This window comes from Paenarthrobacter sp. YJN-D (assembly GCF_015040335.1).
Lineage (GTDB): Bacteria > Actinomycetota > Actinomycetes > Actinomycetales > Micrococcaceae > Arthrobacter > Arthrobacter nicotinovorans.
Genome location: NZ_CP053549.1, coordinates 2,580,305 through 2,594,616, shown reverse-complemented (window position 1 = coordinate 2,594,616; position 14,312 = coordinate 2,580,305). Strand labels below are relative to the sequence as shown.

General features: G+C 64.2%; 10 protein-coding genes. 6 read left to right on the top strand and 4 right to left on the bottom strand.

Translation table 11 applies throughout. From position 1 onward, the window contains the following. The 6 genes from ilvN (at window position 1) to metG (ending at window position 8,907) form a co-directional block, all read left to right on the top strand. Window positions 1-513, top strand: coding sequence for an acetolactate synthase small subunit (gene ilvN, locus HMI60_RS12040; RefSeq protein ID WP_011775174.1), 513 nt, complete (start codon window positions 1-3; stop codon window positions 511-513). Window positions 514-626: 113 nt separating this feature from the next. Next, entirely contained in the window at window positions 627-1,652 is a 1,026-nt protein-coding gene (ilvC, locus tag HMI60_RS12035; RefSeq protein WP_018776259.1) for a ketol-acid reductoisomerase, read from the top strand. 291 nt (window positions 1,653-1,943) lie between these two features. Next, entirely contained in the window at window positions 1,944-3,539 is a 1,596-nt protein-coding gene (serA, locus tag HMI60_RS12030) for a phosphoglycerate dehydrogenase (protein WP_018776258.1), read from the top strand. Between the two features lie 211 nt (window positions 3,540-3,750). Next, a complete protein-coding gene (locus HMI60_RS12025; protein ID WP_193589718.1) occupies window positions 3,751-6,561 on the top strand; it encodes an FtsX-like permease family protein in 2,811 nt (936 codons plus the stop codon). Next, the gene (locus HMI60_RS12020; protein ID WP_018776256.1) at window positions 6,558-7,313 is read left to right on the top strand and encodes an ABC transporter ATP-binding protein; all 756 of its coding nucleotides are present in this window, start codon (window positions 6,558-6,560) and stop codon (window positions 7,311-7,313) included. The genes HMI60_RS12025 and HMI60_RS12020 overlap by 4 nt, the downstream gene beginning before the upstream one ends. A gap of 34 nt (window positions 7,314-7,347) precedes the next feature. Further along, on the top strand, window positions 7,348-8,907 hold the full coding sequence (metG, locus tag HMI60_RS12015) for a methionine--tRNA ligase (RefSeq protein ID WP_055972232.1): 1,560 nt from the start codon (window positions 7,348-7,350) through the stop codon (window positions 8,905-8,907). Between the two features lie 110 nt (window positions 8,908-9,017). Here metG and HMI60_RS12010 read toward each other — a convergent pair whose 3' ends face one another. From HMI60_RS12010 to HMI60_RS11995, 4 genes are all read right to left on the bottom strand, one after another. Beyond that, a complete protein-coding gene (locus HMI60_RS12010) occupies window positions 9,018-11,486 on the bottom strand; it encodes an ABC transporter permease (protein WP_193589717.1) in 2,469 nt (822 codons plus the stop codon). Between the two features lie 3 nt (window positions 11,487-11,489). Then, window positions 11,490-12,284, bottom strand: a complete 795-nt coding sequence (locus HMI60_RS12005) for an ABC transporter ATP-binding protein (RefSeq protein WP_110503983.1) — start codon at window positions 12,282-12,284, stop codon at window positions 11,490-11,492. A gap of 86 nt (window positions 12,285-12,370) precedes the next feature. Continuing rightward, window positions 12,371-13,084 (bottom strand): response regulator transcription factor, encoded by a 714-nt coding sequence (locus HMI60_RS12000; protein ID WP_193589716.1) that lies wholly within the window; start codon window positions 13,082-13,084, stop codon window positions 12,371-12,373. Window positions 13,085-13,087: 3 nt separating this feature from the next. Further along, the gene (locus HMI60_RS11995; protein WP_018776251.1) at window positions 13,088-14,272 is read right to left on the bottom strand and encodes a sensor histidine kinase; all 1,185 of its coding nucleotides are present in this window, start codon (window positions 14,270-14,272) and stop codon (window positions 13,088-13,090) included. Window positions 14,273-14,312: the final 40 nt, after the last annotated feature.

Sequence of the window (14,312 nt, the reverse complement as noted above, 5' to 3'; positions counted from 1 at the left end):
ATGAGCCGTCACACATTGTCCGTTCTGGTCGAAGACAAGCCCGGCGTGCTGACCCGCGTGGCCAGCCTCTTCGCCCGGCGCGCGTTCAACATCAATTCACTTGCTGTGGGCCCCACCGAGGTTCCCGGGATGTCCCGCATGACGGTCGTCGTCGATGCCGACGGCGATCTCATCGAGCAAGTCACCAAGCAGCTCAACAAACTGGTCAACGTGATCAAGATTGTGGAGCTGACTTCCGAATCTTCCGTACAGCGTGACCACATCCTGGTCAAGGTACGTGCGGATGCCGCGACACGTCTGCAGGTTACCCAGGCTGCAGACCTGTTCCGTGCCGCTGTCGTCGACGTGTCCACAGACTCGTTGGTGATCGAGGCAACCGGTACCCCCGAGAAGCTCGCAGCGCTTTTGTCAGTGCTCGAGCCGTTCGGCATCCGTGAAATCGTGCAGTCCGGCACCTTGGCCGTTGGACGGGGATCCCGCTCCATGAGTGACAGGGCGCTACGCTCCGCGTAAAACCAGGCGCGATGGGTCAGCGGATTTCGTTGGCCCGTCCCGCCGAGCGTTGCGTCCAGAACCGCAGCACCACATCAATATCTACGAAAAACCACTCAAGAGGAGTTACGCAAGTGACTGAAATGTTCTACGACGACGACGCAGACCTGTCGATCATCCAGGGCCGCAAGGTAGCCATCGTTGGCTACGGCTCCCAGGGCCACGCCCACGCACTGAACCTGCGCGATTCCGGCGTCGAGGTTGTCATTGCACTCAAGGACGGCTCGAAGTCGACCGCCAAGGCCGAAGACGCAGGTTTCACGGTCAAGAACGTAGCCGACGCCGCCGAATGGGCCGACGTCATCATGATCCTGGCGCCGGACCAGCACCAGCGCGCAATCTACAACGACTCCATCAAGGACAAGCTGACCGAGGGCAAGGCACTTGCGTTCGCCCACGGCTTCAACATCCGCTTCGGCTACATCGAAGCACCGGCCGGCGTTGACGTCATCCTGATCGCCCCGAAGGCACCGGGGCACACTGTGCGCCGCGAATTCGAAGCCGGCCGTGGCATCCCGGACATCATCGCCGTCGAGCAGGACGCTTCCGGTTCCGCTTGGGACCTGGCCAAGTCCTACGCCAAGGCAATCGGCGGCACCCGCGCAGGCGTCATCAAGACCACCTTCACCGAAGAGACCGAAACCGATCTCTTCGGCGAGCAGGCTGTTCTCTGCGGTGGCGTTTCCCAGCTCGTCCAGTACGGCTTCGAAACCCTCACCGAAGCCGGCTACCAGCCGCAGATCGCCTACTTCGAGGTTCTCCACGAGCTCAAGCTCATTGTTGACCTCATGTGGGAGGGCGGCATCGCCAAGCAGCGTTGGAGCGTTTCCGACACCGCCGAGTACGGTGACTACGTCTCCGGTCCCCGCGTCATCACCCCCGAGGTGAAGGAAAACATGAAGGCTGTCCTCGCGGACATCCAGAACGGTGCTTTCGCAAAGCGCTTCATCGACGACCAGGACAACGGCGCAACCGAGTTCAAGGAACTCCGCGCCAAGGCCGAGAAGCACCCGATCGAAGAAGTTGGTCGCGAGCTGCGTTCACTGTTCTCCTGGCAGCAGCAGGACGCCGACTACGTCGAAGGTTCCGCAGCCCGCTGATTGCCCCTCGTGGCAGCAGCACTGCACCAGCATTAAGCAGCGACGCCCGTCCGGCGAGTTTCAGCCGGGCGGGCGCCGCCGTTTCCAGCACCGTTTCTCCACCGAATTGCACTCCCGGTGGTGCTGTGAACTTCTTCACATCGCTTCCGGTCCGGCCGTAACATCCCTCGCCGGCACCGGAAACACGGCCCGGATTCGATATTCTGGGCTGGTCCCGGCGCCGTGCCCCGGGCCACGCATCCGCTCCTTGTCCAGTTCTGTCCCAAGTTGTCCAAAGTAAGGTGCCACCCCGTGTCAGCCAGCAAACCCGTAGTCCTCCTCGCTGAGGAACTTTCGCCCGCAACAGTCGAGGCATTGGGCCCGGATTTTGAAATCCGCCAGACCGACGGTGCCGACCGTTCCCAGCTGCTGTCTGCCATCGCCGACGTCGATGCCATCCTGGTCCGCTCTGCCACCCAGGTGGACGCCGAGGCAATTGCCGCGGCGAAGAACCTCAAGGTCATCGCCCGTGCAGGAGTAGGACTGGACAACGTGGACATCAAGTCCGCGACGCAGGCCGGCGTCATGGTGGTCAATGCGCCGACGTCCAACATCGTCTCGGCCGCGGAGCTCACCGTGGGTCACATCCTCAGCCTTGCCCGCCACATTCCGCAGGCCAGCGCGGCGCTGAAGAACGGCGAATGGAAGCGTTCCAAGTACACCGGCATCGAACTCTTCGAGAAGAAGATCGGCATCATCGGCCTGGGCCGCATCGGCGCCTTGGTGGCAGCACGGCTCCAGGGCTTCGAAACCGAAATCCTTGCCTATGACCCCTACATCACCTCTGCCCGGGCGGCGCAGTTGGGCGTCAAGCTGGTCACGCTGGATGAACTTCTGGAGAACGCTGACTTCATCACCATCCACATGCCCAAGACACCGGAAACGGTAGGCATGCTCGGCGCCGACGCCTTCCGCAAGATGAAGGAATCCGCTTATGTCATCAACGTTGCCCGCGGCGGCCTGATTGACGAAGAAGCGCTTTACATCGCATTGAAGGAAGGCCAGATCGCAGGCGCCGGCGTGGACGTTTTCGTCAAGGAGCCCAGCACCGACCTGCCGTTCTTCGAACTCGACAACGTCGTAGTCACCCCGCACCTCGGCGCATCCACCGACGAAGCCCAGGAGAAGGCCGGCGTTTCAGTCGCCAAGTCTGTCCGCCTGGCCCTCGCCGGTGAGCTCGTGCCGGATGCCGTGAATGTTGCCGGTGGCGTTATTGCCTCCGATGTCCGTCCGGGCATCCCGCTGATCGAAAAGCTGGGCCGGATCTTCACTGCGCTCACCCACGCTTCGCTGACGCAGATCGACGTCGAAGTTGCCGGTGAGATCGCTGCCCTGGACGTCAAGGTTCTTGAGCTGGCAGCCCTGAAGGGTGTGTTCGCCGATGTTGTCACGGAGCAGGTTTCCTACGTCAACGCACCGGTCATCGCCGAGCAGCGCGGCATCAACACCCGGCTCATCACCACGCCGGAGGCTGAGGACTACCGCAACGTCCTGACCATCCGCGGTGCCCTCAGTGACGGTTCGCAGATCTCGGTGGCCGGCACCCTGACCGGTCCCAAGCAGGTCGAGAAGCTGGTAGGTGTCAACGGCTACGACGTCGAAATCCCCATCAGCGAGCACCTCGTGGTGGTGGCCTATGCCGACCGCCCCGGTGTCATCGGCACCATCGGCCACATCCTCGGCATGAACAACATCAACATCGGTGGCATGCAGGTTGCCCGCCAGACTGAAGGCGGCCAGGTTCTGGCCCTCCTGACCATCGACAGTTCAGTTCCGCAGCAGGTGCTCGAAGCCATCAAGGCCGGCATTGGCGCAGACATGGTACGCGAAGTGGACCTGGAGGACTAGGACTGATCCACATCAGCTGAAGTCCGCGTGCCGGCGACACACCTTTGGCACGCAGAAGTGGCCGGTCTGCTTACAATGGCTGGGTCCGGGATTCGGACCCGGCAGCAGGCCGGCCACAACTTTCAGCACACCCAGCCCGGTATTCCGCTGTGTTTTTTCAGGATTACCGGACAATGTGTGCGCGCCCGCAATCAAGGTCTCAGGGAGCCCAATGAACGCCGTCCAAAGGTTCATCAGAAGCCGTGTGCTGCTGCTGACCGCGGCCATTTTGATCGTCGCAATGTGCTTGTCCGTCCTCGTTCAGAGCCAGTCGCAGGCGGCTCTGAACCGGACAGTGGACGAGAACTCGCGGGGACTCTACGACATCCTGGTCCAGGCCAAGCCTGACCAGTCACAAAAGGACGACGGTGGTTCCCTGATCCAGCCGGAAATCGCCAACGGCCAGGGCGGAATCAGCTTCGACCAGTTGGAGAAAATCCGGGGCATGGGCCAGACCGCCGTGGCAGCCCCCATCAGCCTTGTCTCGCGGGTGTCCCAGAACCTTGAAGCTCCGCGCCTGAACGCGATGGACTACCTGGGGTACAACGCAGGACTCGCCGGAGCCGTGACGGCAGGGGACCCCTCTGCCATGGATGCCAGCAAGTGGCCCGCCGCGGAGTCCGTGTTTTCTGATTCTCCCAAGAAGTACCGCTTGACCGCGTCCGCCACGAGCTCTGACGGCGTCAAGGAGCAAACACTCTTCAAGACCAGCGCCGAGGGCACCTTGGGCAAGGGCCGCCTGGTGCAGGAGCAGGCAGCAGGCGGAAGCAACGTCCGGATCGCCGGCCCCGATGGCGAGACCGGCATCAAGTTCCCGGCACCCGCACTCGGCTCCGAGCACAACCTCTTCAATCTCTCGGTAGCGCTTCCCATGGCGCCCGAGGTGACCGAGTCCGTCGTCGCCGTCGATCCCGCCTCTGAAAGGGCACTGCTGGGTTCCGCAGGCGACTTCCTGGCACCGCTGGAGAAGGCACCGCCTGCAGACGCACGCGACGCCGGCGCCATCGGCCGCCACTTCGAAAGCCTTTTCACCACGGGCCTCACCATGGACCAGTTGGAAGAAGGACCCGACTTCCTCGGCGTGAAGCTCAAGTACTGGGCGCCGCTCATGACGCAGTACCAGCAGGCAAAGCGTGACGGACTCCTGACCGCTGATTCGAAGGCCATTCCGTTGATCGTGCGGACGGGCACGTCCCTGGACCTGAAGTACTCGGTGAAGATCGAGGAACTGGACGCCAGCGGGAAAGTGGTCAAGGACGTAGGAACTGTCACCGAGTCCTTGGACAAGGACTACCTGCCCTTCGTTTCGAAGTCCCCGTTCGCCCTCGAATGGCCCGGTTCCACTGACCACAGCCAGTTGCTGGGCAGCACCGCTGCCTTCAGCCAGGGACTCTACAACCCCGCTACCTGGAGCACTGCTTTCGCTGCCGCCCCGCAGTACAAGGACGGCGACGAAGCTGCCAATGGTGCCTCCGACAAGAGCGCGACGCCGGGGGACTGGGTAACCGTCAACCGCCTGCCCGAGAAGTCCTCCTTCGGCGCTGCCGTGGACCAGACCCAGCGTAAGCCCGTGGACGAGCGCTCTTACCGGGAAGACCTTGAGACAGGCAAGAAGCCTGCGGCACCCCTGCCCATGGTCTACGGCACCTTTGACCCCGCCGCGGTCCAGGCTGCGGCCGGCGATGTCAACAAGCTCCCCTTGGGCGGATACGACCCCACGCCCATGAGCCTGACCAAGGACGCAGAAGGCAAAGACGTCGAGGGCAAGGAACTCAAGCCCTCACTCAGCGCGACGGGCCTCGTCAGCCAGTCCGCGGGCGCCATCACCGATTACTACGGTCTTGCGGCTGCCCGCGGTTACGACTCCAACGCCAACGTCATTGACGCAGTGCGGGTCCGTGCATCCGCCACCGGCAACTGGAAGACCGCCCAGCCCGAGGTCGAGAAGCTGGCAGCACAAATCCGTGAACTCGGTCTGGAAGCCACCGTCGTGGCCGGCTCCGCCCGCGAAGACGCCAACATCTTCGTGCCCGGATACAGCAAGGACGACGCCGGCAAGGAGTCTCCGCTGGGCACCGTCCAGCAGTCATGGGTCCGGCAGAATGCGGCTGACGCCGTCTCCGGCTCCCTGACCGGAACCAACATCACGCTGCTGTTCCTGACGTTGCTCGGTGCCACGCTCCTCACAGGAGCGTCCACTGTCAGCTATATCCGCCAGCGCAGAAGCGAGGCAGGCATCCTGCGCGCCATGGGCTGGACCCAGAAGCGCATCCGCTCCTGGGTGCTGGAAGAGTTCGCTGTAGGCGCTGCGGCACTGGCTGCTGCAGGCGTCATCCTCAGTCTCCTGAGCTGGAACATTGCCACCGTCATTGTGTCGGTGACCATGCTGGTCATCTACAGTGCCGCTGCCCTCCTCGCAGCTCAGCAGCTGCGTCACCGTGTGGTGATAGACCAGGAACCCCAGCACGACGAGCGACTCGTCACCGTTGACTCACCCCTGACGTTCGCCAACAGGCAGCTGACCACAAACCGGTTCAACTCCATCTCCCTCGCTGTCGCCGTGGGCGTGTTTGGCGCCGCAGTGGGTGCACTGATCGCGCTGCTGATCGACATCCCCCGCGCGGCAGGTGCCAGCGCCCTCAGTGGCCTGGCCGCGGCCAGTATCGCTTTGCCAAGCGTGATCCTCGCTGTCTTCGGAGTCGTGGTCGGTCTCTTGCTGACCTTGGTCACCGGCAGGTTCGAGCTCCATGCCAAGCGGGAATACCTTGGTACCTTGCGGGCCATGGGCTGGAACCCGGACATGCTGGGCCAGGTCCGGTTCTTCGAAAACGCACTTGTCGGCACAGTGGCACTTCCCTTGGGTGTCCTCGGTGCCCTGGGGCTTGGCTTGCTCCTGGCCCCCTACGCAGCCCTGTGGGCCGGGCTCGCCGGTCTGCTGGCCGTAATTTGCTGGATTCCCATTGCAACGAAAGTAGTCAAATGACTGACAACCTCAACCCCGAGCTGACGGCCACCCCGGAATCCACGGAAGAGTCGCTGCAGACCAGGGCCAACACCATCGTGAGGGCCGCCGACCACGCAACCCCGCTGGAGCTGAGCAGGGTCACCATCCACTACGGCGGTGACAAGGGCGGTGCTGAGGAAGTCGACGTCGTCGACGACTTCAACCTGACCCTCCACGCCGGCGAGATGCACTGTGTCGCGGGACGAAGCGGCTCCGGTAAAACCAGTATCCTCACGGTCAGCGCCGGACTGACGCTGCCGACGTCGGGCAAGGTCTTCTGGGAGGGCCAGCCGCTGGACGCCATGGGCGACGACGAAATCGCGGACCGCCGCCGTGCACTGATCGGCTACGTGGACCAGGGCGGTGCCCTGATCGATGGCATGAGCGCCTTGGAGAACGTGTTGCTGCCCGCTGTCCCGGATGGCGAAGTCGAACAGCGCACTGAGATGGCGAAGGACCTCCTGGACCTCGTGGGCCTTGGTCGCCGAATGCGCCACCGCCCGGCCCAGCTCTCCGGCGGTGAGCGCCAGCGCGTGGCGATTGCCCGGGCCCTGATCCTTGGCACCCGCGTTCTGGTGGTCGACGAACCGACGGCAAGCCTTGACCGTGCCGCCGCCAACCGCATCATTGGCATCCTGAAGGACACCACCAGCGACGGCATCGCGGTGCTGGTTGCATCGCACGACCACGAGCTGGTTCGTCTCAGCGATACGCTGACCGAACTTAACTAAGCTATTTCATCCGAAAAAAAGGTAACTTCTTAGAGTGACGTCTCCAGAGAAATCCCCGTTCTACATCACCACCGCAATCAGCTACCCCAATGGCGTGCCGCACATCGGCCACGCCTATGAGGTCATTGCGACCGATGCCATGGCGCGCTTCAAGCGCCTTGACGGCCATGAGGTTTTCTTCATGACCGGAACGGACGAGCACGGCCTCAAGATGCAGCAGTCCGCGGAGAAGGAAGGCCTCACGGCCAAGCAGCTCGCGGACCGCAACTCTGCCGCCTTCAAGCAGATGAGCCTGGACCTGGGCATCTCGTACGACCGTTTCATCCGCACCACGGACGCGGACCACTACACGGCCTCGCAGGCCATCTGGAAGAAGATGGAAGCCAACGGCGACATCTACCTTTCCAAGTACGAAGGCTGGTACTCGGTCCGCGACGAAGCGTATTACGTTGAGGACGACACCGTGGTGAAGGAGGACGGTCTCCGCTATTCCAAGGAAACCGACACCCTGGTTACCTGGACTGCCGAGGAAAGCTACTTCTTCCGGCTTTCCAACTACCAGGAAAAGCTCCTGGAGCTGTACGAAGCCCGCCCTGAATTCGGTGCTCCACAGTCACGTTTCAACGAGGTGATCAGCTTCGTAAAGCGTGGCCTCGAGGACCTGTCCATCAGCCGCACAACCTTTGACTGGGGCGTTCCGGTCCCGGGTGACGAAAAGCACGTCATGTACGTGTGGGTCGACGCCCTGACCAACTACCTTACCGGCGTGGGTTACCCCGACGTGGAGTCCGAGTCCTTCAGGAAGTTCTGGCCGGCCGATGTACACGTGATCGGCAAGGACATTTCGCGCTTCCACGCTATCTACTGGCCTGCGTTCCTGATGAGCGCCGGACTGGAACTGCCCGAGCGCGTCATGATCCACGGCTTCCTCACCAACAACGGTGTGAAGATGTCCAAGTCCCTCGGCAATGTTGTTGCTCCCCAGGACTTCGTGGCGCAGTACGGCCTGGACCAGTGCCGGTACTTCTTCCTCCGTGAGGTTCCGTTCGGCGCTGACGGCAACTACAACCACGAGGCCATCGTCGGCCGCATGAACGCGGACCTCGCCAACAACTTCGGCAACCTTGCCCAGCGTTCCTTGTCCATGGTGGCGAAGAACTGCGACGGCAAGGTTCCGCAGCCCGGTGCGTTCACGTCCGAGGACGAAGCGCTCCTGGAGCAGGCCGGTGCGTTGCTGGAGACTGCCCGGAGTGCCTTCGAAAAGCAGGAGTTCAGCCGGGCGCTCGAAGCCATCTGGACTGTTTTGGGCGATACAAACGCCTACTTCGCCGAACAGGCTCCGTGGGTACTGCGCAAGACGGACATCGAGCGCATGAACACGGTCCTGTACGTCACGTTGGAGGTCGTCCGGATCGTGGCGATCCTCGCCCAACCGGTCATGCCGACGTCGTCCGCGAAGCTCCTTGACGTCCTCGGCCAGCCCGAAGGCGAGGCACGCCTCTTTGCCGCCATCGCGACGCCGCTGGCGGCGGGCACCGAGCTGCCTGCGCCTGCGCCGGTGTTCCCGCGTTACGAGGAGCCGGCCGAGGCATAAACCCTCGATCAGCTACCAGCCTTATATAAGAAACGCTCCCGCACTTTCTCCCGGTACAACCGGGGAAAGTGCGGGAGCGTTTCCCGTTCACGTGCAATGAGCCGGAGCGACTACGCCGTGGCCAGTCCTTCGACCGGCGACAGCCGGGCCGCCCGGCGGGCAGGTATCACTGACGCCAGGAGACCGGCCACCACCGCGACAGCGAAGACCGCCGCCAACTGAAGCCATGGCACCGTCGGTATCACGGTGGCCACGCCGCCCAGGGTGGCCTGCGCGCCAAGCCAGCCGTACACGATCCCCATACCCGCACCCATGATGGCGGCGACGCCGGCGACGAGCACTGCCTCGATCGCCAACATCCCGCGCAGCTGGCCCGTCGTCAGGCCCAGGGCACGCAGCAGCGAGTTCTCCCGGGTCCGTTCCAGGACTGAGAGGGACAAGGTGTTGGCGACACCGATCAAGGCGATCACCACCGCAACCCCGAGGAGCCCTGTCACCACCAGGAGAAGGACATCGATGATGCTGTTGAAGGTGACCCGCTCGATCGCGGCACCACTGACGGTCCGTTCATGGACACCCAGTGCCGTAGCTATCTCCTTCTGCAGGGCCTGGACCCGGTCCCCGGATACGGAATCGTCCAGTTTCACCCACACCATGCCCGGTGCCCCGGCCAGGGGACCGGAGACGACGCTGGAGGACTCCACGAACGCCGGGACGTGGCGGGTACGCAGGACCTTGGCGTCGAGGGTGACCTGGCCGCCCGCCGTCGACAACGTAGCTGGTCCTTCCGGCGAGTCTTCCGGCAGGTAGACAGTGCCGGGGCTTGGCTTCAGATGGTTGTCCCGCAGGACAGAAGCGGCATCGGCTGCGGACAGGCCGTAAACGGTGGTTCCGCCGGAGGCGTCGTCCTGGATGGCGCCTACCGGCTGAAGCAGGACCGCAGAGCTGACGCCATCGAGTCCCTTGATCCGGGAGACAGCCTGTGCGGGGTCGCCGGAACCGCTGCCTTCCGTTGCCGTCTGCGCGGAAAGATCCACCGGATAGTTCTCCGCCAAGGTGTCGTTGAACGCCTGGCGGGACGTTGCTGCGCCGGTCATCATGAGGGAGACCAGCGTGACGCCGATCAACAGCGCCGCCGCCGTTGCCGAGGTACGTGCCGGGTTGCGGGTGGCATTCACCGCCGCGAGCTTGCCTGGAACACCAGCCGGTGCCGCCAGACGGCCGGCAAGGGCAACCACCGTGGGTATGAACAGCGTGGAGCACAGCAGGATGCCCACAAAGGACGCGGCGCCGCCCAGCAAGGCCACGCCAAGCACCACATTGATGCTGCCGTACACCAGCAGCGCAGCTCCACCAAGCAAAGCTGCCAGGCCCACGAAAAGCCTGACCTTGCCGCGACGGTTCCGGACGGAGGCGTCATCGGCCGGCCGCAGCGCTGCAAGAGGGGCGACGGCGGTGGCCGCCTTCGCCGGGACCAGCGCCGCCACCACGGTCAGCAGCGTTCCGGCCACCAAACCGGCAATGATGGCCGACGGCGGCACGGCCAACGTGGCGAATGCCTGCTCAGGCTGGGACCTGGCCCAGGCAATCAGGGCGGTCATCAGGCCAGTCGCAGCGAGGACGCCCAGCACCGAGGAGATGAAGCCGACAACAAGGGCTTCAAGCATCACCGAGCCACGGATCTGTCCCCGACCGGCGCCGAGGCAACGCAGGAGCGCGAGCTCCCTGGTCCGCTGGGCCACCAGCACGGAGAACGTATTCGCCACCACCAACGTAGAGACCAGGATGGCAATGCCGGCGAAGGCAAGGAGGACGATCGTCAGCTGGTCCTGACCAGCGCTCAGCATCGCCACCGTCGAGGTCACCTTCTCCTGCGCGGTCTCAAGCACCGGCTCCACCGCTCCTGCGGCTTCCATCCGGTGGGCGATGTACTCCTTGGCCGACGAAACATCCTCACCGGGTTTGAGGGCGAACTGCAGCCCGGAGAAACCAGCGCCCGCGTCCTGCACCGCATTAAGGACGGACTCGGAGGCAACAAGCTGCGCCGCTGAAGAGGAGAAGGGGTCGTTGGTGGCCTGGAGCAGGCCTGAAATGGTGACCTTCGCATTCTTGACCGGACCACCGCCCTGCAACACCAGCGTGCTGCCAACCGCCAGGCCAAGGTGCCCGGCGGTCTTGACGTCGATCGCTGCCTCCAAGGCGTTGGCGGGCATGGACCCGGAACTGATCACAGCACCTTCCAGGGACGCTGGTGCCAGGTTCCGCAGGCGCCCGTACTGTTCGCCGCCGCCGGCCTGGAACGTCACGTAGGTGGACCGCTCGGCGTAACTCGCCTCCACGGCCGGGGCGGACGCCGCAGCATCCACGGCAGCCTGGGTGAAGGGCTCGCCGTTCTTGGACGTGGCAACGAGATCTGCGTTGCGGTAAGCCTCCCCGATGCTTGCGCCCAGGGAGGCATTGGTACTGGCGCCGACCATGAGTGTTGAGGACAGGAACATCACGGACAACATGACGGCAAGTCCGATGGCAATGAACCGCCGGAAATGCGTCGTCAACTGCGAAAGGGCAACACGCAACATGCCTCAGGCCCCCAGCTTGCCGAGGGCCGTCAGGACGGAGTCCGCCGTGGGCTGGTGGATCTCGCCCACCAGGCCGCCGTCGCTCATCAACACCACCCGGTCCGCGTAGCTGGCCGCCACAGGATCATGGGTGACCATGATGATGGTCTGGCCCATCTCCTGGCTGCTCCGGCGCAGCAGGGCAAGGACCTCGCCGCCCGCCTTGGAGTCTAGGTTGCCGGTAGGCTCGTCGCCGAACACGACGTCGGGCCGCGTCAGCAGTGCCCGGGCTACTGCCACACGCTGCTGCTGGCCGCCGGACAGCTCATGGGGACGGTGCTTCAACCTGTCCTTCAACCCAAGGGTGCCAACAACGGTTTCCAGCCACCCGGCGTCGGCCGTTGTACCTGCCAAGGCGAGCGGAAGCGTGATGTTCTGCTCGGCCGTCAAGGTGGGCACCAGATTGAAGGCCTGGAAAACGAAACCGATCCGCTCGCGGCGAAGCGCCGTGAGCTGCCGGTCATTGAGTCCGGTGAGCTCTGTTCCGCCCAGGACGATGCTGCCGGAATCGGCTGTATCGAGCCCCGCCAGGCAGTGCATAAGCGTTGATTTGCCGGAGCCCGACGGGCCCATGATGGCCGTGAACTTCCCGGCGTCGAAGCTCACCGAGACTTCGTTCAAGGCCGTCACGCTGGTATCGGCGCGGCCGTAGCTCTTGGTCAGCTTGAAAGCCTCGACGGCGGGACGCGCCTGGGCGGCGTCCGATCCTTCGGGGCGACCGGTTCCGTGGGGATGGGGGAGGGGCGTGAAAGTCGTCATGGTTCCACGCTATGGTCCGGCCCCTGCCTGCGGGATCGGGCTGTGGGCCCATTACCGCCGGGCAGTGCTCATACCGTGGTCTGAGCCTAGGTCCCCGGAGACACAACCCCGGTCTCGTAGGCGATGACCACTACCTGCACCCGGTCCCGGGCTCCCAGCTTGGCCAGGATGTGCCCCACATGGGTCTTCACCGTAGCTTCCGAAAGGAACAGCCCAGCTGCGATCTCGGGATTGGATTGTCCCTGCGCAATGAGCTGGAACACCTCGCGCTCGCGGTTCGTGAGGGACTCGACGGCGGCCGCGTGCTCGCTCTGCTCGGGCGTCTGGGTCCTGAGCAGGGGTGCCACGTGGTCCAGCAAGCGGCGGGTGGTGGAGGGCGCGATGACCGCGTCCCCCCGGTACACGGTGCGGATGGCTTCGAGGAGTTCTTCCGGCGGCGCATCCTTCAGGAGGAACCCGCTGGCGCCGGCCTGGATGGCGGCCAGCGCATATTCATCGAGGTCGAAGGTTGTGAGGACGACGATCTTGACCTCCGCGCGTTGCGAACCCCGGGGTTGCGATGCTGCCTGCTCCAGGATGCGGCGGGTGGCTTCAATGCCGTCCATCCCGGGCATGCGGACATCCATAAGGACCACGTCCGCGGCGGTGGCGCTGAGCGCTTGAAGGGCCTCGATGCCGTTGCCTGCTTCGGCGACCACGTCGAGGTCCGGCTGCGAATTGATGAGCATGCCAAGGCCCGAACGGACCAGTTGCTGGTCATCGACGAGTGCGACCCGGATGGGTGCGAGGAGTTCAGGCATTGCTCAGGCCTCCGAGTAGGGAATGAATGCGGACACACGAAAACCGCCGCCTTGTACGGGGCCGGCCGTCAATGAACCATCGTAGAGCGAGACCCGCTCTCCCATTCCGCGCAGCCCGTTTCCGCCGCCTGCCGCCGGCGGATCGGCAGCGGCGCCCCGGCCGTCGTCGACGATGTCCAGTTGGAGGCCGCGGCCTTGCCAGGTCAGCGTCACATTCGCGGTGGCCTTGGGGCCGGCGTGCTTCATGACGTTCGTGAGGGATTCCTGGATGATGCGGTAGGCGGTGAGTTCGGCTCCGGCAGGAAGGGACCTCCGCGGGGTGCCCACCTGCTCGAAGCCCACCTGGAGGGAAGCCGCCCGGAAGCCCAGGAGCAGTTCGTCCAGATCCGAGAGCCGGGGTTGCGGGCGTGTGGGGGAGTCCTCGTCCGAGCGCAGGATGCCCAGGAGCCTCCGCATTTCGCCCAGCGAGTCCCGTCCCGTGGCGGCGATGGTGGCCAGTGCCTCGGTGGCAAGTTCCGGCTTCGCTGCGGCGGCGTACCGTGCCCCGTCCGCCTGCGTGATGATCACGGACAGCGAGTGCGCCACGATGTCGTGCATCTCCCGGGCAATGTGGGAGCGTTCGTCGGCGGCGGCCAGTTTCCGCTCCTGCAACTGCTCTACTTCCATTCGGCGGGTGCGGTCCTCGAGGGCTTGCAGCTGGAGCCTGCGGACCCGGGTGAGGTCACCGAGGGTCCAGCTCACGAGGACAAGCATCCAGATCAGCACGGTGTACAGGGCACCGATGGTGAGGCCCATGATGCCCGACTCCACACCCGTGGAGTATTCCCGCGATGTGAGCATCACGCCGCCGACCAGGCCGGCCACCAGCACGGTGCGGCTCGCCCAAGCCGGACCGTACGCTGCGGTCGCGTAGATGACCAACGGGACCGCTATCTGGCCGGCCACCGGCTCGGCGCCCACCGCCCACTGGATGAGGCACACCAGAATGACGACGCCGGCCGCAACCGCCGGGCGGGTGCGTCGCCAGGCGAGGGGCAACAGCAGGCTGCAGGAGAGCAGGAACAGCCAGGGGCGGTCAGCAAGGAGGTACACGGGTCCAAAGAGCAGGATCAGGATGCACGTTGCTGTCAGATCAACTGCAAAACGGTTGATGCGGAACCATTCGTATACTGCGTGCCTTCTATCCACGGTAAGACTCTATGTGCTGGGCCGGGGCTGGGCATCATGC